Genomic DNA, 17,344 nt, shown 5'->3' with positions numbered 1-17,344 from the left:
CCTTGGGCAGCAGCTCGGTGACGTCGCTGGTTTCCTGCAATAACCCGGATTGCTGGTGGGTGGCGAGCACCTGCTGGACCAGGTTCTCGTAGTCCTTGAGCGGCGCGTCGAGTTGATCGAGCTGGGCCAGGCCGTCCTTGGTGATAAAGGACTTGCGCGCCTCGGCGATCAGCTTGCGGGTCTGCTCCATCGCCGCGCGTGCCTGGCTGGCGGACTGTTCGCGCCCGGCCTGGCTGGTGGCGAGCAGGGTGTGGCGCATGGCGCGGCCGACGACGATCAGCTGGATATTGGCTTCCTGCATCAGGCTCATGCCGGTGACGTCGAGGTCGTACATGCGGTCCGAGAGGCTGTTGACCTGGGACAGGTTGCGAATGCCGATCACACCGATGCTCGCGGTCAGCACCACCACCAGCAGGAACCCCGCGGTCAGGCGGATGCCTATCTTCATGTTCCTGATGAATTGCATGATCAATCTCCTGAAAGGCTGGGCAAAGGGGTATGGAGCGCGGCCGGCGACATGGGCTCGGCGGCGCTCTGCAAATGGCGGAACAGGCTGGCGATATCGAGGATCAGCGCGACCTGGCCGGAGCCGAGGATGGTCGAGCCGCTGATGCCGCGCAGGTGCTGGAACATCTGGCCGAGGGGCTTGATCACGGTCTGCAGTTCACCGAGCAACTGATCGACGATCAGGCCGGCTTGCTGGCGGCCCTGGCTGACCACGACGATGTTGCGCCGGCGCGCACTGCTCGGGGTCAGGCCGAAATGGCTATCCAGGGCAATGCACGGCAGCGGCTTGCCACGCAGATTGAGGTAGCCCTGGCCGAGTTGCCCGGGGCTGGCCTCCATGCATTCGGTGACCATGTCCAGGGGGATGACAAAACTGTCCTGGCCGACACTGACCTGGAAACCGTCGATGATCGCCAGGGTCAGTGGCAGGCGGATACGGAAGGTGCAGCCCTGGCCGGCCAGGGAATCGATCTCGATGACCCCGCGCAACTGGTCGATGGCGCTGCGCACCACGTCCATGCCGACGCCGCGTCCGGAGAGGTTGGAGACTTGCTCGGCGGTGGAAAACCCGGCCTCGAAGATCAGCCCGTGGATGTCCGCGTCGGCCAGTTGCGCATCCGGGTCCACCAGGCCCTTGTCGATGGCTTTTTCGAGAATGCGCGCGGTGTTCAGGCCACGGCCGTCGTCCTGCACTTCCAGCACGATCATGCCGGAGTCGTGGTAGGCGTTGAGGCTCAGGTTGCCCTCGGCGGGCTTGCCCACGGCCAGGCGCTCGGCGGCGGATTCGATGCCATGGTCGATGGCGTTGCGCACCAGGTGGGTCAGCGGGTCGGCGATCTTGTCGATCACCGATTTGTCGAGTTCGGTTTCGCCGCCGCGCAGGCTCAGCTGGATCTGCTTGCCCAGCTCCTGGCTGACGTCGCGGACCACCCGGTGGAAGCGGTTGAAGGTTTCGCCGACTTCCACCATGCGCAGCTTCAAGGCGGTTTCGCGGATCTGTTCGACGTGCTGGTGCACCGCCTGGATGCTTTCCAGGCAGCCGCTGTCGCCGTTGCGCCGGGCGTGCATCTGGGCGCCGGCGGTGCTGATCACCAGCTCGCCGACCAGGTTGATCAACTCGTCGAGCTTGTGCGCGGCGACCTTGACCAGGCTGGTATCCAGCGGGCGGCGGTCGCGGCTGACCGGGGTTCTTTCCGGCGCCGGCTCGAGCGTTGCCTGCGCCCCCAGCAGCGCTTCTGCCGCTGGCACCGGCAGACGATCTTCCGGCACCAGGCGCAAGGTGCAGAAGTCCTGGATAAACTCGAACACGTCCTCGATTTCGCCCTGGCTGGCGGCGCTGCGCAGGCTGAATTCAAAGCCCAGGTGGCAGGTTTCCGGGTTGAGCTGTTCCAGTGCCGGCAGGGCTTTGCTGACGGTCTCCAGTTGGCTGATTTCGCCCAGGCGCTTGAGGTAGCGCAGGAAGGCCGCCGGGTCGAAGCCGTTGCGAAACAGCTCTTCGGAAAAACGAATCGAGACCTGCCAATTGACGAGCGCTGCCTCGGTGGCTGACGGGGTATCCGTCTCAGGTTCTGGCGCCGGTTCGGCGTCATGGCCCTGGGCTTCGAACAGCGCGGCGAGCAAGGGTGCCTGGCGTGCTTCGTCGGCGTCCAGCAGGCCGCTGTCGGGGTCGACCCGCTCGATCATCGCGCTCAGTTCGTCCATGCAGTTGAGCATCAACGAGGTCAGTGCCGGGGTCAGCTCGCGCTGACCGTCGCGCACCGACATCAGCAGGCTTTCCAGATGGTGGGTGAGGTTGACCAGTGGCGTCAGCGAGAAGATCCCGGCGGAGCCCTTGATGGTATGCACGGCGCGGAACAACTGGTTGACCGCGTCCTGGTCGGCGGGGCTGGCCTCCAGGCGCAGCAGGCTGTCCTCGGCCTCCTTGAGCAGGTCGCGGCCTTCACTGAGAAAGCCCAGCAGGAGCTGGTTCCATTGTTCGCCACTGAGCATCGGTCAATCCTCGTTCGGGGCGGCGGGGTACAGCGATTCCAGGTTCAGCAGGGTCAGCAGTTCATGCACCGGGGGCGAGACCCGCGAGACGGTGGTCGGCTGGTCGATGGACGACAGCGCCCGCTGGATCGCCAGGAGCAATTGCGCGCCGGCGCTGTCCAGTTCGCTCAGGCCACCCAGGTCCAGTTGCCAGGGGCCCGCCGGCAGCGGCAGCAGGCCGAGCAGTTGGTCGCGGGCCATGCTGACCTCGTACAGGGTCAGGTCGCCCTTCAAGTGCAATTGCGCGGGGGTGTCATCCCTGGCAGGGGTCAGTGAAAACATGGCGTGGTCATCCCAGCAGTTTTTCCACGGCCGCCAGCAATTGCTGGGGCTGGAACGGTTTGACGATCCAGGCCCTGGCCCCGGCGGCCTGGCCTTCGGCTTTCTTCGATTGCTCGCTTTCGGTGGTAAGCATGATGATCGGCGTGAAGCGGTATTCGTTGCGCGCCTTGACCTCTTTCACCAGGCCGATGCCATCGAGGTTGGGCATGTTCACGTCGCTGATGATCAGGTTGATCTTCTGGCCGTTGAGTTTGGTCAGTGCGTCGCGGCCATCGCAGGCCTCGATGACCTGGTGACCGGCGGCGGTCAGGCTCATCTTCACCAGTTGGCGCATGGACAGGGAGTCGTCGACGATCAGGATGGTCTTGGCCATGTTCATCACTCTTGCAAAGGGGAAAACTAGAAAAAGGTCACTTCGCTGGCGGCGCTCATGTGCGTCTGGCCGTGGCGCTCTTCATCGGTGGTGAAGCGCTGGCGCTGGCGCTCGAGCCAGGCCGCCGGATCCTTGAGGCTGGTGTCCTGGCGGGCAATGGCGTCGAGCAGGTTCGCGAGGTCGAGCTGGACGTGATCGAGCATCTGGTCGGTACGGTCCTGGAACTGCAGGTTGACCATGATTGCCTGGATGTCGGCCTGGGTCGCGCGGGCATCCTGTTGCAGGGCGCGGGAGGCGTCGGTCAGTTCGTTGAGGTTGTCCCCCAGGCGGGCCATGACCTGGGTCACCGAGCGGTTGAGGAAGTCCAGGTTGGCCTGCTCGCTGGTGCCCAGCTCCGTGGCCTCGGCGATGGTGGTCTGGATCGCCAGGTTGATTTCGCCGACCTTGGCGTCCATGCCCTGGCCGGTTTCGGCGGACAGGGTGGAGAGTTTGCGCACTTCGTCGGCGACCACCGAGAAGCCCCGTCCGTATTCGCCGGCACGGGCCGCCTCGATGGCCGCGTTGAGGGCCAGCAGGTTGGTCTGGCTGGCGATCTCCTGGACCCGCTTGGCCATGTGCTGCAACTGGCTGGCGTAGTCGCCCAGGTGGCTGATGGTGTCCAGCAGATCGTGCTGGCGCTGGCTGCTGGCTTCGAAGGATTGCGTCACTTCATGCAGGCGCTGGTTGGCGTCGCGCAGGCTTTCACCGACGCCACCGCTGCCGAGGATGCCTTCGGAATTATGCAGGCCGCCTTCCAGGCGGGTGGCAATGCTGGCAAAGCGCTGGAACAGTTCGCTGATATTGGCTTGCAGCAGGTCGCGGCTCTGGCCGATGCCGGCGCTCCAGCTCGGGGCGACTAGTGGCAGGAGTTTATGCAGGTCGAGATCGGTCTCGTCGGTATCGGGTACTGGCGTAAGGGCAGGGGCGGCGGCAGTCGTCGAAAGCTGTGTGGCGCGCAGGGCGAGGGAGGCCACCGCGATAATGACCAGGCCGGTGCCGATCAGCAGGGACTGATTGAAGAACAAGCCGATAGTACTGAGCCCGATGCCTAGCCAAACTCCAAAATAGATCCGCATCTCCTGCTTCCATTGCATAGCTCAAGGACGGCGGATCATATCGGTAGCATATTGATATCAATATCGGGATAACCCTTAATCCTGAGGGACGAAAGGCCCGGTTTTCGGGGACGCGGCCGGGGTTTGAAACGGTCTGCCGGGTTAAGTATTTGAACCATCATTCAGCAACGACGCTGGCTGCTGAGGGGAATGGTGCAAAGGCTCTAATCGGCAGCTTCTAGGAATTAGGCTTAAGGTTTGGTAACAGAAAAGATGTAATGGAATGTAACCCCTTCAAACACACCACCGACCCTGTAGGAGCCAGGCTTGCCAGCGAAGGCGTCCGCAAGTTGCGGGCCTCATCGCTGGCAAGCCAGGCTCCTACAGGATTGTGTGTTTTCAGACGGCTTAGGTGGCCGCCTTATAACCGGGTCGTCAGTGCACGAACAGCGCAATCAGGATGATGACCGGGATTGGCACGCCTAGAAAAAACAGCAGTAGTGAGCGCATTTTTGTTCTCCTTGGATTAACTCAGCGTCGTTGTCTGGGCCGGGTAGTCGGTGCTTTCGACAAAGTGCACGCCATCGCGCTGGCGTCCGCCGAAGGTGGCGGCCAGGCTGGCAAAGAAGGCGCCGATCAACAGGGCGATAAAGAGCCACAGGGTTGACCAGGCGGCCGCTTTCGCGGCGCTGTCGGCTGCCTGCTTGGCCTTGTTGATGGCGGCGTCGACGTTCTGGCGTGCTTCGCCGTAGACCTGGTCGACCCGTTGTTCCGCCTGGGTTTGAGAGAGATCGGTGCGTTGGGTCACCAGTTGCGCCAGGTAGGCATGGTCTTCGATGCTCAGGGGGCCAACACTCAGGTTGCGGGCAAGGATGCGCGTGGCCACGCCATGGGCGGCATCTTCACTGACGGCCACGGGGCGACCATCACGAAACAGCTTGTCGATGTAGTAGTCGCCGCTGTCTGTCGTCTTGCTCAGCAGGGCGCTGCCGCCGGCCGTTGCCGTCCCGGCCTTGAGCCCATCGCCCATCAGGCCGCTGACGGAGCCGGCGACCAGGGTGACCGTCACCAGGGTGGCAACGGCCCAGGCGAGCAGGCCATGGGCGGTATCACGGAAATAGACCTCGTCGTCATGCAGGTTGACCCATTTCACCCGCAGTCGACCGGCGAGGTAGCCGCCCATGCCGGAGGCGAGGATCTGTGTCACGGCCAGCCAGATAATCGCCGACACGCCGAGGCCCTTGGCGCCGAGCCCTTCGCCGGCCCAGGGTGACATCGTCGAGAAGCCGAGCCCGGCACCGAGCATGAGTAGCAGCAGGGAGAGTGCCGCAGCGGCGGCGGCGCCGGCGAAGATCGCCGCCCAGGACACCCCTGAGTGGGTCGACGCATCGTGGCGTATGGCAGATGGATATTGAGTGTGCTCGATCATTTTTGTTCTGCTCCATGAATGAAAGACGTGCAGCCTTCATGCAGAACAGAGCAGAGCGCATGCCAACCCGTTTTCTGGCTGAATTATCAGCGTTATCAACGGGTTGGTTTTTCGGGAGGGTCTGAAGCCCTTGCAATCTGCATGATCGGACGCAGGCTGACGGGCTTTCTGCATTGGCCGGACGGTCAGTGATCCCAATGCCGGCGATGCTTGCGATGCCCATAACCGTGGCCGCGATGTCCGCCGTGATAGTCGCGGCGGTCGCCACGGTAATGACGACTTTCGCGCTCGCTGGAGTTGCCCATGTAGTTGCCCAGCGCACCGCCTGCGCCACCGCCGGCCGCTGCGCCGAGCAGGGCGCCGTTGCTGCCGCCCAGGCTGCGACCTACCACGTTGCCGCCGGCCGCGCCCAGGGCGCCACCGATGGCGGCTTCGCCACGGCTGTGTTTGTTGGCGCCGACCGCGCTGCCACCGGCGCCGCCCAGGGCCGCGCCGATGGTCGAACCGGTGTTGCCGCCCAGGGACTGACCGACGGCCGAACCGAGTACTCCGCCCAGGGCGCCGCCGATACCGGCTTCGGTGGTACCGCCGGCACAAGCGAGGCCACTGGCCAGACTCAGGGACAACAAGAGAATCGACGAGAACTTCATGTGAGAGGAGCCTCCAAGGGATGACGGCGCGATCCTGAGGCTTGTGTAGGAATAGTTACAATGCCAATCCGACGAGTAACACGGGTTGTATACAAAATCGTAACTTGCTGTTTTTGTTGGTGAACTTAGTCGATTTAAGTCAGTCCTAGATCGCTTGAGCCCGCCCGTTTTGCGCGTCCTGCGCTATTGAAAAGGGCTTTCGGGACCTGGCGCCGCTTCCAGAAAGTGGATTCACTCCAGCGTTTTTCCATCCCATAGAACTGCTGCCGGTTACTCAGGTAGGCGGCGTAGATCCGTGTCAGCAGATCGGCATAACCGGGTAATACCTCGGGGTCGCCTTGCAATGCGGCATGTACGGCCTGGGCGCAGTGTTGGCCGCAGTAAAGGGCGGTGGCGATACCTTGCGAGGACAGCGGATCGAAGGACAGGGCTGCGTCCCCGACAGCCGCCCAGCGTTCACCGTGGAACAGCGAAAGCCGCCCGCTGCCGGCGTCCATGCCGTGCACCGAGGTGCCGGGGCGGTAGCCGTGGGCCTGGCACAACTCCCACAACAGGCGCGTCTGTGCCAACTGCTGCCACAGGCCTTCGCTGCTCAGCAGTTGCTGGCGATCCAACAGGTCGAGATCGCTGAGGTAGGTCACCAACCGCTCCCCCGACGGCAGCAGCACGCTGTACCACCAACCGTGCTCGACCGCTTCGACCAGGGTCCGACCGTCCTGGTCGGTGCCTTGCGGACTGTGCAACAACAGATAGAAGGCCACCAGCCGATCATCCGTCAGGCGTTGCGCACCCTGCTGGCGGGCGAACACGGCCGGGCGCCCGCCGGCGTCGATCAGCCAGCGGCTGTGGGCCGGTTGCTCGTGGCCGTCGCGGCTCAGTTGCAGATGGAAACCGTCTTCGGCGGCGGTCTGGCTCAGTCGCGTGGAGGCGTGCACCGACACCCCGGCCTGTCGCGCCGCCGTACGCAGTTGCTGGTCGAAAGCCGCACGGTCCAGTTGATAGCCCTGGCCATGGGTGTGAAAGATGAAGTCATCCGCGTGCGGCTCGTCCGAGCCCCACACGGAGACATTGCCGTAGCTGGTGCGATGCCTGGCATCGAGAAAACCCTCGAGCACCCCCAGGTCATTGAGCAGCGAGCGCGCCGAAGGTGGAAAACCTTCGCCCACCCGAAAACGCCCGGCGGGCGCCGAGTCGGCCAGTAGCACTCGCCAGCCCAGGCGACCGAGGGTAATCGCGGTCGCCGAGCCGGCCGGGCCGCCACCGATGATGGCGACATCGTAGTGTTTCATCTAGACCGGACGATTGCCGGGATTGACCGCACGCGGAGCCTGCAACGCTTCTTCCGGGCTGCTGAAGTTGGCGCCTTTGGGTGGGCGTGGCCCCGTGCTCGGCGCACCGCCCGCCACGGCGAAATCGGCGGCCAACTGCGGACTGGCAAAGGTCTGCGCCTGGGTGATGGCCGGTCCATAACTGGCGACCATCATGGTGTCGGGATACACCGGGTTGCCGGGGATACCCTGGCGTACTTCCAGCAAGCCCATGGAGCCGAAGATATCGACCATGGCCTGCATCTGGACGGCGGTCGGGGTCTTCTTCGGATAGTTGATGTCCAGCGGTGCGTTCCAGTTGCTGCGCTCGGCAAAGGCGTCGCGACGTTGCTCCGGGGAAATCGAGGGGTCGATGACCAGGGCGTAATCGGCATCGCTGAGGACCTGGTTGGGCACGCGGGCCGGCCAGAAGGTCGAGGTGAACGGGTTGTAGGCCTGGTCGTAGCCACCACGGCAATAAGCGGTGTCGGCCTGCCAGGGCAGGCCCATCCAGCGGTTCAGATCGCCGGGGGCTTGTCCGTACAGCGGACCTCCGACAGCCAGCGCCTGGGTCTGGTCCAGGGTCGCTCCGTAGTCGGGCTGCGGGCTGCCCGCCGAGCGTTGGCGAATGCGCCAGGGCTTGGCGTACAGCGGCAGGTGGCGCATCGGCCAGGTCAGTTCGCAGCCGGGGTGGAAGGCATCGGCCAGGCAGAAGTCGAGGGCCGCGCGGTCGAGCATCGCCGGCTGTTCGGCCAGGGGCACCGAGTCGAGGTGATCGGGCGGCGGCTCGCTGGTCCAGTCGGCTTCGAAGGTCCCGGCGGCCCAACTGCTGAGGACCAGGTACTGGGTCTGGGTAATCGCCGAATTCTGCCGTGGGCTCTGGTTGGGTATCGAACTCATGAAGTCGCCATAGATCCAGGGCCAGGGCAACACGTTGCCATCGGTCGGATCGGGCAGGCGGAAACTGTTGAAAATCTGCCGGCGGGTTTCGGCGAACAGGTCATAGTTGCCCGGCGCCGGTTTGCTCGCCAACTGGGCGATAAAGGCCGGGTCTTCGAAGTTGTAGCGGCCGTTGTGGCCGAACTGGGTGGCGAAGCCCTGGTTGACCCATTGCAGGCCCGACAGGCGTTGCAGGATCGGATAGACGTCATGGCGGAACGACACCGAGGTGTTCGGCGTCAGCCAGCCGGCCTGGATAAACAGGTCGTAGGTCAGGTCATACAGGGTGCGCACGGCCTTGACCTGCGGCGCGTAGTTCGGTGGCGCGGTGACGACCCAGGCCGGTTCCACCGGGATCGAGCGTCCGCCGATGCTGACCTGGGCACTGATCGGGCCATCGGAGGTGTCGTCGAACCAGCCGTCGGCGTTGATGAAGCTGTTGCCGTCGGCCGGGTTGAAGATCGGCGTGCCTTTGGGCGAGGCCGAGACGCCGCGACCGCCGAGGAACAGCAGCCGGCCCTGGGCATCGGTGCGCAGTTCACCGAGGTTGACCGGGGTGTCTTCGTATTGTCCATTGAATTCGACGCCGCTCTGGTTCGGCCCGCTGATGCTTTGCAGGCCACCGTCGATGGCCAGGGCCGCGCGGGCCTTGGGGTCGGTGATTTTCGCGTTGCGCAGGGGCAGAACCTTGGTGGCGGCTTCGGGAATGTCCATTGCCAGTTGCCACTGGTACCACTGCGCCTTGCTGTTGGCGACATGGGCCGACCAGATGATATCGGCGTTTTCCACGGTCAGCTCAGCGACCACTTCTCCGGCCAGGTTGTAGCCATATAACCGGAATTCGGCGGCCTGGCGCTTCAGTGCGCCCTGGGCATCGCGGTAGAAGCCCAGGGGCTCGGGGCGCGGTGAGGTCACCTGGGGGCCGACAAAGTATTCCGCTTCGCTGTTGCCGACCCGCGCCACGCCGATGGCGGGGTGGATCGCGGCGCTGACGATGCGATTGTCTTTGCTGGGGGAGGAAGGGGTGTCGCCGTGGTAGTGCGTGGTATGACCGGGCGTGATAGACATAAATGCTCTCCGCAATCCGTGCTAAAGAGGATGTTGCCCGACCCGCGGGCAGGATCCCTGGGCGGGTGCCGGACATCGCATTCGCATGAGTGGATGAAGAGCACCGCTCGCAGACTCTAGTAAAGGGCCACCGGTTTGTCGAATGGCCTTTTGCTATTGCCCGGGCGGCTATCCGAAGCCCTGGTTATAGAGCGCTTCGTGGGGGCATTGATCAGCTTGCCTTGGCCATGATCAGACCGGTTTCGCTGGCCTGCTCCAGGACAATGGCGACGAACTTGGAGGTCGGGGTGTGGCTGCCGTCGCCGACGCTTTCCAGCGGCACCAGTGGGTTCACTTCCGGGTAGTAGGCGGCAGCCTGTCCGGCCGGGATGTCGAACGCCAGCAAGGTGAAACCCTTGACCCGACGCTCGCGGCCATCTTCCCAGAGCGAGACGATGTCGGCCTTCTGGCCCGGCTTGAAGCCCAGGCGGATGATGTCCGCTTCATTGACGAACAGCACGTCGCGCTGACCCTTGACCCCACGGTAGCGGTCATCGAGGCCGTAGATGGTGGTGTTGTACTGATCGTGGGAACGCATGGATTGCATGATCAGATGCGGCACCTTGCCCGTGGCGTGGGTGCGCTCGTGGATCAGGTCGGCCGGCAGGATGTTCGAGCGGAAGTTCGCCCGGCCCGACGGGGTGTGCCAGCGGCGCGTGCCGGCGGCGTTGCCCAGGTAGAAACCGCCCGGGTGGACGAGACGCTGGTTGAAGTCCTTGAAGCCGGGAATGGTGTCGGCGATCAGGTCGCGGATGCGCCCGTAGTCGGCTACCAGCCAGTGCCAGTCCACCGGTTTGGCGCCCAGGGTCGCGGCGGCGATGCCGGCGATGATCGCCGGCTCCGAGCGCATCTGTTTCGACAGTGGCTGCAACTGGCCGTTGGAGGCGTGGACCATGCTGAACGAGTCTTCGACGGTGACGGCCTGTGGACCTTCGGTCTGGATGTCGATGTCGGTGCGGCCCAGGCACGGCAGGATCAGCGCTTCCTTGCCGTGGGTCAGGTGGCTGCGGTTGAGCTTGGTGCTGATCTGCACGGTCAGGTCGCAGTTGCGCAGCGCTTCGAAGGTCCGTGGGCTGTCCGGGGTCGCCTGGGCAAAGTTGCCGCCCAGGCCGATAAACACCTTGGCCCGGCCGTCGAGCATGGCGTGGATGGCTTCGACCACGTTATGGCCGTTGCTGCGCGGTACCTTGAACTGGAAGCGTCGTTCCAGGGAATCGAGGAAGGCCACCGGTGGCTGTTCGTTGATGCCCATGGTGCGGTCGCCCTGCACGTTACTGTGGCCGCGCACCGGGCACAGGCCCGCTCCCGGGCGGCCGATATTGCCGCGCAGCAACATCAGGTTGGCGATTTCCTGGATGGTCGGCACCGAGTGCCGGTGCTGGGTGATACCCATGGCCCAGCACATGATGACGTTCTTGCCTTTGACGTACATCCGCGCTGCTTGCTCGATCTCCACCAGGGTCAGGCCCGATTGCGAGACGATCTGTTCCCACGGGGTGTCATCGATGGCGGCCAGGTAGTCGAGGACATTGGCGGTGTGTTCGTTGAGGAAGTCATGGTCGAAGACTGACGGCTCGTTCGCCGCCTGGGCCTCGCGCTCCCATTGCAGCAGGAACTTGGCCATGCCGCGCAGCACGGCCATGTCGCCGCCCAGGGCCGGGCGGAAATAGGCGGTGTTGGTCGGCTTGTCGCCGTTGGTGAGCATTTCCAGCGGGTGCTGCGGGTGCTGGAAGCGTTCCAGGCCGCGCTCCTTGAGCGGGTTGATGCAGACCACCTGGCCACCGCGTTTCACCGCTTCTCGTAGCGGTTCGAGCATCCGCGGGTGGTTGGTGCCGGGGTTCTGGCCCCAGACGAAAATCGCGTCGGCGTGTTCGAAGTCGTCAAAGGTCACGGTGCCCTTGCCGACCCCGACACTCTGGGCCAGGGCCACGCCGCTGGCCTCGTGGCACATGTTCGAGCAGTCGGGGAAGTTGTTGGTGCCGAAGGCCCGCACGAACAATTGATACAGGTACGCCGCTTCGTTGCTGGCGCGGCCCGAGGTATAGAACTCGGCCTGGTCGGGGCTGGTCAGGTTGAGCAGGTGCTTGGCCACCATGGCATAGGCGGCTTCCCAACTGATGGGCTTGTAGCGGTCGGTGAGCGGGTCGTAGCTCATTGGCTCGGTCAGGCGCCCCTGGTACTCCAGCCAGTAGTCGCTCTGGTCGAGCAGCGAACTGACGCTGTGCTTGGCAAAGAACGCCGCATCCACTTGCCGTTTGGTGGCTTCCCAGTTGACCGCCTTGGCGCCGTTCTCGCAGAACTTGACCATGCCGCTTTCCGGCGAATCGCCCCAGGCGCAGCCCGGGCAGTCGAAGCCACCGTTCTGGTTGGTCTTGAGCATCATGCGCAGGTTCTTCAGCGCGTTGTCGCTGGTCAGCCAGGCCTGGGCCACGCTGATCAGCGCGCCCCAACCACCGGCCGCGCCCTTGTAGGGCTTGTAGCGCGGAGTGGGGGTCTGATCGGCTTGTTGATGATTGCTCACGCGGGTTTCTCCATCGCAGGGCTGTAGACCCGCGGCGCATTTTTTTGCGGCAGGTGGATGAGATTGAGGTTGTGCCGGCGCGCCCACTGCAGGGCCAGGCCGGTGGGCGACGACAGGCTGACCAGGGTCTGGATGCCGGCGCGCAGGACTTTCTGGATCAATTCGAGACTGCAACGGCTGGTGACAATTGCCAGGCCGCCAGCGGTCGGGATGTTTTGCCGGATCAGCGCGCCGATCAGCTTGTCCAGGGCGTTGTGCCGGCCGATGTCTTCACGGCCCAGCAGCAACTCACCCTGGTCGTTCATGAACAGGGCGGCGTGCACGGCCCCGGAATATTGCCCCAGGGGCTGGAAGGCGCTGATGCGCTGGCGCAGGCCGTCGAGCCAGGCGGCTGGCGGCAAGGGCGCGCCGGGCAGCACCTGGAGTTCGGGCAGTGCCTGTTCCAGCGCTTCGACGCCACACAGGCCGCAGCCGCTGGTGCCGGCCAGTTGGCGGCGTTGCTGCTTGAGGTTCCAGAACGCGCGACTGGCGATTTCCACCTGGGCGTACTGGGCCGAGCCTCTGCCGCTGAGTTTCAGGTCGTAGATTTCAGAGGCGTCGGCAATGATGCCGCTGCCGATGCTGAAGCCGACGATAAAGTCTTCGAGGTCCGTGGGGGTGACCAGCATGACCGCCTGGCTGATGCCGTTGTAGGCAATCGCCAGGGCCACTTCTTCGGCAAGGGCCGTCTCAGCGGTTTCGCTGCGATCGAGGTCGCTGTATTGGTAGCTCTGGCTGGCGGCGGGCACGGCTGTCGAGGCGGCCGGGAGCGCGCAGGTGGGATCCTTGGCGTTCATAGGGGGCATTACCGGCGGAATATCCAGTGTCAAGACTAGGCGCGGCAAAGGGTCGCGTCTAATCGCTAGTACTGATCTACCGATAGAGCGCGTCGATCAAGACGCGCTGCCGATCAGGTTTTGCCCGACTATTTCTGGTGCAGGGCGAAACAGGCTTCCGCCAGCGCCGAGCGTGGCGCGCCACGGCGCATGATCAGGCCCAGACGGGCCAGGGTCCGGGCCTCGGCGATGGGGTGCAGGCGCAGATGGTTGGTGAGCAGTTCAAGACCACCGTGCAACGGCATGATGGCGCAGCACAGGCCGCCATGGACGGCTTGCAGCAACTGATGAACGGCATCGGTTTGCAGCAGCGGTTGCGGGTTCAGGCCACGGCTGTGGAAGTTGTGATCGATGGACTGGCGAAAGTGCATGCCGCTGGTAAGCATGCCCAGGGGCAGCTCGATCAGCGCCTCCCAGCTCAGGGGTTGCTCGCTGAAATCGAAGAAGCGCTGGTCGTAGAGCAGGCCCATGGGCGTTTCGTCGAGGGTCAGGGCTTCGAAGCGCTCGGTGTCCAGGCGCTCGAGGTAGGACACGCCAAGGTCCAGGCGGTTGCTCGCCAGTTGTTCGAGGATCTGCTCGGAACTCCAGGCCGAGAGTTCGAAGCGCAGGTTCGGGTGTTCGCGGTGCAGGCGCTGCATCAGTTGTACCGGGTCGAAGCTGGACAGCGGCACCACGCCCAGGCGCAGGGTGCCGACCAGATTGCCGCGACAGGCGGCGGCTTCGGCCTGCAGGCCATCGTAGGCCGCCAGCACGGTACGGGCCCAGGCCAGGACCCGTTCGCCGGGCGCCGTGAAACCTTCGAAACGCTGGCCGCGGTTGACCAGTTGCAGGTCGAGTTCCTCTTCCAGGCTGCGCAGGCGCATGGACAGCGTCGGCTGGGTGATATGGCAGCGCGCCGCCGCCTGGCTGAAGTGCCGGGTCTCGTCCAGGGCAATCAGGAATTTCAGCTGTTTGATGTCCATCGTCGCTCCGCGGGCTGTACAGCCGTGGATTCTATCGCGCCTGGACTATGCTTGTTGGTTGGTGGATCGGAACCTTGCCGGACGTCACCGATCAGGTCTTTCGCGTCTTGGCGTTTACATCCAAGGAGAAAGAGCCATGAACCTTTTAGATACGCTGAAGAGTCTATTTCATTCGCATCCCGCTGCCGATAAGCCGCCGCCCGACAGCCGTTGGCAAGTACCACCGGTGGAGGATCCGCTGGCCCCGACGGCACCGCTGTTCGATACCTATACGGTGCAGCCGGGAGATACGCTCGGCGAGATTGCCAGGCGGCAATTGAATGATGAAGGCAGGTGGCCGGAAATCGCCGAGGCCAATCGGGCGACAGTGCCGGACCCGGACAGGATTGAGCCTGGGCAGCAGTTGAAGATTCCTCGTTAGCCCACAGGGGCTGGGTTGAAACACCGTCATTGTACAAGCCGGCTTGCCCGCGAAGCTTTTGGCGGGCTTGCGAACACCATCGCCAGCAAGCCGGCTCCTGCAGGTTGTAACGGCAGCCATAGGATTTTCGATGTTTTCGAAACAGTTCTATTCCAGACCTTTGATCAAGGTCCGGTAATCGTCTACGGCTTTGAATTCCTCGGTGTCCTTCGGCCCCTTGCGGCTGTCCGGCTCGCTGACCGCCAACAGGTGTGCCACGCCGAACCGCCGGGCGCTGCGCAGGATCGGCAAGGTGTCGTCGATAAACAGGCTGCGGGCCGGGTCGAAGTCGATATCGGCCTGCAAGGCGTCCCAGAACTGCGGGTCTTCCTTGGCGAAACCGTAGTCATGGGAACTGATCAGGCGCTCGAAATACGGCGCTAGCTCGATCCGCTCCAGCTTCAATGACAAGGAGTCCCGGTGGGCGTTGGTGATCAGGATGACCCGCTTGCCGGCCTGGCGGATCGCCGCGAGGAAGGTATCGGCATCCGGGCGCAGGGCGATCAGATGCGCCGTCTCCAGCTTCAACTCACGCACCGGCAGCTTCAACTCGGCGCTCCAGAAGTCCAGGCAGTACCACTTCAACTGGCCGGCATGGTCCTTGAACAACGGGGTCAGTTCCTGCTCGGCCAGTTCCCGGCTGACGCCATGCAGCTCGGCATACCGCTGGGGCAGGTGCTCCATCCAGAAATGGTTGTCGTAGTGCAGGTCCAGCAGGGTGCCGTCCATATCCAGCAGAACGGTGTCGATGTCGCGCCAGGGCAATGAGGGCATGGGAAACTTCTCGAACGGTAAAAAGATATCCGACACAGACAATCGGAAAAGCCACGGTATAGTAACCCGTTCACGCCCAGGAGCCGCCCCATGCGCCAGAAACCCACCGTCCTCGCCCGCGAAATCGTCGCCAGTAGCCGTTTGTTCCGTGTCGAAGAAGTGCAACTGCGCTTTTCCAATGGCGTTGAGCGGACCTACGAGCGTCTGGTCGGTCGGGGCGCGGGTTACGGGGCGGTGATGATCGTGGCGATGATCGATGCCGAGCATGCCCTGCTGGTGGAGGAGTACTGCGGCGGCACCGACGAGTACGAATTGTCCCTGCCCAAGGGCTTGATCGAGCCGGGTGAAGACGTGCTGGCGGCGGCCGAGCGTGAACTCAAGGAAGAGGCCGGTTATGGCGCGCGGCAACTGGAGCATCTGACCGAGCTGTCCTTGTCGCCCGGCTATATGAGCCAGAAGATCCAGGTGGTCCTGGCCACCGAGCTGTATGAGGAACGCCTGGAAGGTGATGAGCCGGAGCCGATGCGGGTCGAGCGCGTCAACCTGCGTGAATTATCCGCCCTGGTGCAGAACCCGCAGTTCAGCGAGGGACGTGCCCTGGCGGCGTTGTATCTGGTGCGAGACCTGTTGACCCAGCGTGGAGTCTTTCAATCGTGAGTGAGTTTTTTTCGAATCTGCCGCATCCGTACCTGGCTCCGGTGATCGACCTGGCGCGTCGGGCCGGCGAGGTGATCCTGCCGTTCTGGCGGGCCAATGTGCAGGTCATGGACAAGGCCGATGCCTCGCCGGTGACCGCTGCCGATATCGCCGCCCATCATCTGATTCTCGATGGCTTGACGGCGCTGGACCCGAGCATCCCGGTGTTGTCCGAAGAGGACGCCGATATCGCCCTGGCGGTGCGTGCCGGCTGGCAACGCTGGTGGCTGGTGGACCCGCTGGATGGCACCAAGGAATTTATCGCCGGTAGCGAAGAGTTCACGGTGAACATTGCCTTGATCGAGCAGGGGCAGGTGGTGTTTGGCGTGGTGTCGATGCCGACCAATGGCCGCTGCTACTTCGGCGGTACCGGCTTGGGTGCCTGGCGCGCGGACGCCGACGCGGCGCCACTGCCGATCCGGGTACGTGACGTGCCGGCGGCGGGAGAGGCGTTTACCGTTGTCGCCAGTCGCCGGCATTCGAGCCCGGAGCAGGAGAAGCTGCTGGCGGGGCTGAGCAGTAGCTTGGGGGAACTGGCGCTGGCGAATGTGGGCAGCTCGTTGAAGTTCTGCCTGTTGGCTGAAGGCGCGGCGGACTTTTATCCACGTCTGGCGCCGACCTCGCAGTGGGATACGGCGGCGGCCCAGGGCGTACTGGAAGGTGCGGGGGGCGAGGTGCTGGAGTTGAGCGGCGAACGCTTCAGCTATCCGCCGCGCGAATCATTGCTCAATCCGTTTTTCCTGGCGTTGCCGGCCAATGCGAAATGGCGCACGCAATTGCCGGACTTGCTGCGCGACTGAAGACATCCTGGCAAAGGGGGCCGCGAAGAGGCCAGGACAGATGCCATCAAGTTAACGGTGGCTGCCCGTTCTTCCTGTCAGCGGTGCAACACGTACTGCCCGCTGAAGCGCACCGCAGCCTCTTCACTGCCCTCATTCACCACCCGCGTCTCAAGCGTCACCCGCGCCCGGCCATAACGCTGGTAAGTCGCCAGGAATTTCTTCCAGACTTTCTCCTGCGGCGCGTCGCAGATCGCCTGGGCATCCCCAGTCACCGGCAACGGATAACCGATCTGCCCCTCCTGAATCACGATATGCCCATCCTCGATGCCGGCCTCGCGCAGGCTCAGGTGCAACCAGCCCCAGCCGGCCAGTACCGCGCCGCAATAGAGGCTGCCGCCGAACATGGTGCTCTTGTGGTTGACGTTGGGTTCCAGCGGCAGGTGCAGGCGCAACTGCCCGGCCTGCCAGTCCACGACCTTCAGTTTCATGTCGCGGGTAAGCGGAATGTCGTGGTGAAGGACGGATTCCAGGTAACGACTGTCGCGGTTCATGCACTGA

Annotated in this window: 16 protein-coding genes and 1 pseudogene; 3 read left to right on the top strand and 14 right to left on the bottom strand. The window is 63.8% G+C overall.

The features are described from left to right. Positions 1-61: 61 nt before the first annotated feature. The 12 genes and pseudogenes from CWE01_RS34420 to CWE01_RS29170 all read right to left on the bottom strand — a co-directional run. A pseudogene (locus CWE01_RS34420) lies at positions 62-448 on the bottom strand (MCP four helix bundle domain-containing protein); the annotation flags it as partial. 20 nt (positions 449-468) lie between these two features. Next, on the bottom strand, positions 469-2,496 hold the full coding sequence (locus CWE01_RS29220; protein ID WP_100944045.1) for a chemotaxis protein CheA: 2,028 nt from the start codon (positions 2,494-2,496) through the stop codon (positions 469-471). A 3-nt stretch (positions 2,497-2,499) separates the two neighbouring features. Beyond that, positions 2,500-2,817, bottom strand: coding sequence for an STAS domain-containing protein (locus CWE01_RS29215; protein WP_100944044.1), 318 nt, complete (start codon positions 2,815-2,817; stop codon positions 2,500-2,502). Between the two features lie 7 nt (positions 2,818-2,824). Then, positions 2,825-3,190 carry a response regulator gene (locus CWE01_RS29210; RefSeq protein WP_100944043.1) on the bottom strand — a complete coding sequence of 122 codons (366 nt, stop codon included), beginning with the start codon at positions 3,188-3,190 and terminating at the stop codon, positions 2,825-2,827. A 26-nt stretch (positions 3,191-3,216) separates the two neighbouring features. Beyond that, on the bottom strand, positions 3,217-4,305 hold the full coding sequence (locus CWE01_RS29205) for a methyl-accepting chemotaxis protein (protein WP_100944042.1): 1,089 nt from the start codon (positions 4,303-4,305) through the stop codon (positions 3,217-3,219). 505 nt (positions 4,306-4,810) lie between these two features. Beyond that, complete coding sequence (locus tag CWE01_RS29200; protein ID WP_100944041.1) at positions 4,811-5,713, bottom strand: hypothetical protein; 903 nt, start codon at positions 5,711-5,713, stop codon at positions 4,811-4,813. 185 nt (positions 5,714-5,898) lie between these two features. Further along, positions 5,899-6,363, bottom strand: coding sequence for a glycine zipper domain-containing protein (locus CWE01_RS29195; RefSeq protein WP_100944040.1), 465 nt, complete (start codon positions 6,361-6,363; stop codon positions 5,899-5,901). Between the two features lie 134 nt (positions 6,364-6,497). Continuing rightward, the gene (locus tag CWE01_RS29190; RefSeq protein WP_100944039.1) at positions 6,498-7,652 is read right to left on the bottom strand and encodes a tryptophan 7-halogenase; all 1,155 of its coding nucleotides are present in this window, start codon (positions 7,650-7,652) and stop codon (positions 6,498-6,500) included. Further along, a complete protein-coding gene (locus tag CWE01_RS29185; protein WP_100944038.1) occupies positions 7,653-9,677 on the bottom strand; it encodes a LodA/GoxA family CTQ-dependent oxidase in 2,025 nt (674 codons plus the stop codon). Positions 9,678-9,888: 211 nt separating this feature from the next. Next, positions 9,889-12,237, bottom strand: coding sequence for an FdhF/YdeP family oxidoreductase (locus CWE01_RS29180; protein WP_100944037.1), 2,349 nt, complete (start codon positions 12,235-12,237; stop codon positions 9,889-9,891). After that, positions 12,234-13,073: a formate dehydrogenase accessory sulfurtransferase FdhD gene (gene fdhD, locus CWE01_RS29175; RefSeq protein WP_100944036.1), complete on the bottom strand. Its 840-nt coding sequence runs from the start codon at positions 13,071-13,073 to the stop codon at positions 12,234-12,236. Before fdhD ends, CWE01_RS29180 begins: the two co-directional genes overlap by 4 nt. 128 nt (positions 13,074-13,201) lie before the next feature. Further along, positions 13,202-14,074: a LysR family transcriptional regulator gene (locus CWE01_RS29170; RefSeq protein WP_100944035.1), complete on the bottom strand. Its 873-nt coding sequence runs from the start codon at positions 14,072-14,074 to the stop codon at positions 13,202-13,204. Between the two features lie 136 nt (positions 14,075-14,210). Here CWE01_RS29170 and CWE01_RS33455 point away from each other — a divergent pair, with 136 nt between their 5' ends. Continuing rightward, positions 14,211-14,495: a LysM peptidoglycan-binding domain-containing protein gene (locus CWE01_RS33455; protein ID WP_157815305.1), complete on the top strand. Its 285-nt coding sequence runs from the start codon at positions 14,211-14,213 to the stop codon at positions 14,493-14,495. Positions 14,496-14,642: 147 nt separating this feature from the next. Here the strand turns inward: CWE01_RS33455 and yrfG are convergent, their stop codons facing one another. Continuing rightward, positions 14,643-15,308 (bottom strand): GMP/IMP nucleotidase, encoded by a 666-nt coding sequence (yrfG, locus tag CWE01_RS29160; RefSeq protein WP_100944034.1) that lies wholly within the window; start codon positions 15,306-15,308, stop codon positions 14,643-14,645. A 90-nt stretch (positions 15,309-15,398) separates the two neighbouring features. On the opposite strand from yrfG, the gene nudE reads away from it, so the two are divergent. Both nudE and cysQ read left to right on the top strand, forming a co-directional pair. Further along, positions 15,399-15,965, top strand: a complete 567-nt coding sequence (gene nudE, locus CWE01_RS29155; protein WP_100944033.1) for an ADP compounds hydrolase NudE — start codon at positions 15,399-15,401, stop codon at positions 15,963-15,965. Further along, a complete protein-coding gene (cysQ, locus tag CWE01_RS29150; protein ID WP_100944032.1) occupies positions 15,962-16,804 on the top strand; it encodes a 3'(2'),5'-bisphosphate nucleotidase CysQ in 843 nt (280 codons plus the stop codon). The genes nudE and cysQ overlap by 4 nt, the downstream gene beginning before the upstream one ends. A gap of 77 nt (positions 16,805-16,881) precedes the next feature. Here cysQ and CWE01_RS29145 read toward each other — a convergent pair whose 3' ends face one another. Continuing rightward, positions 16,882-17,337: a YiiD C-terminal domain-containing protein gene (locus CWE01_RS29145; protein WP_100944031.1), complete on the bottom strand. Its 456-nt coding sequence runs from the start codon at positions 17,335-17,337 to the stop codon at positions 16,882-16,884. Positions 17,338-17,344 lie beyond the last annotated feature (7 nt).

Origin of the sequence: Pseudomonas sp. QS1027, from assembly GCF_002814235.1 — a bacterium.
Taxonomy (GTDB): Bacteria; Pseudomonadota; Gammaproteobacteria; order Pseudomonadales; family Pseudomonadaceae; genus Aquipseudomonas.
The sequence above is the reverse complement of the archived record's forward strand: the minus strand, read 5'-3'. Positions and strand labels throughout refer to the sequence as shown.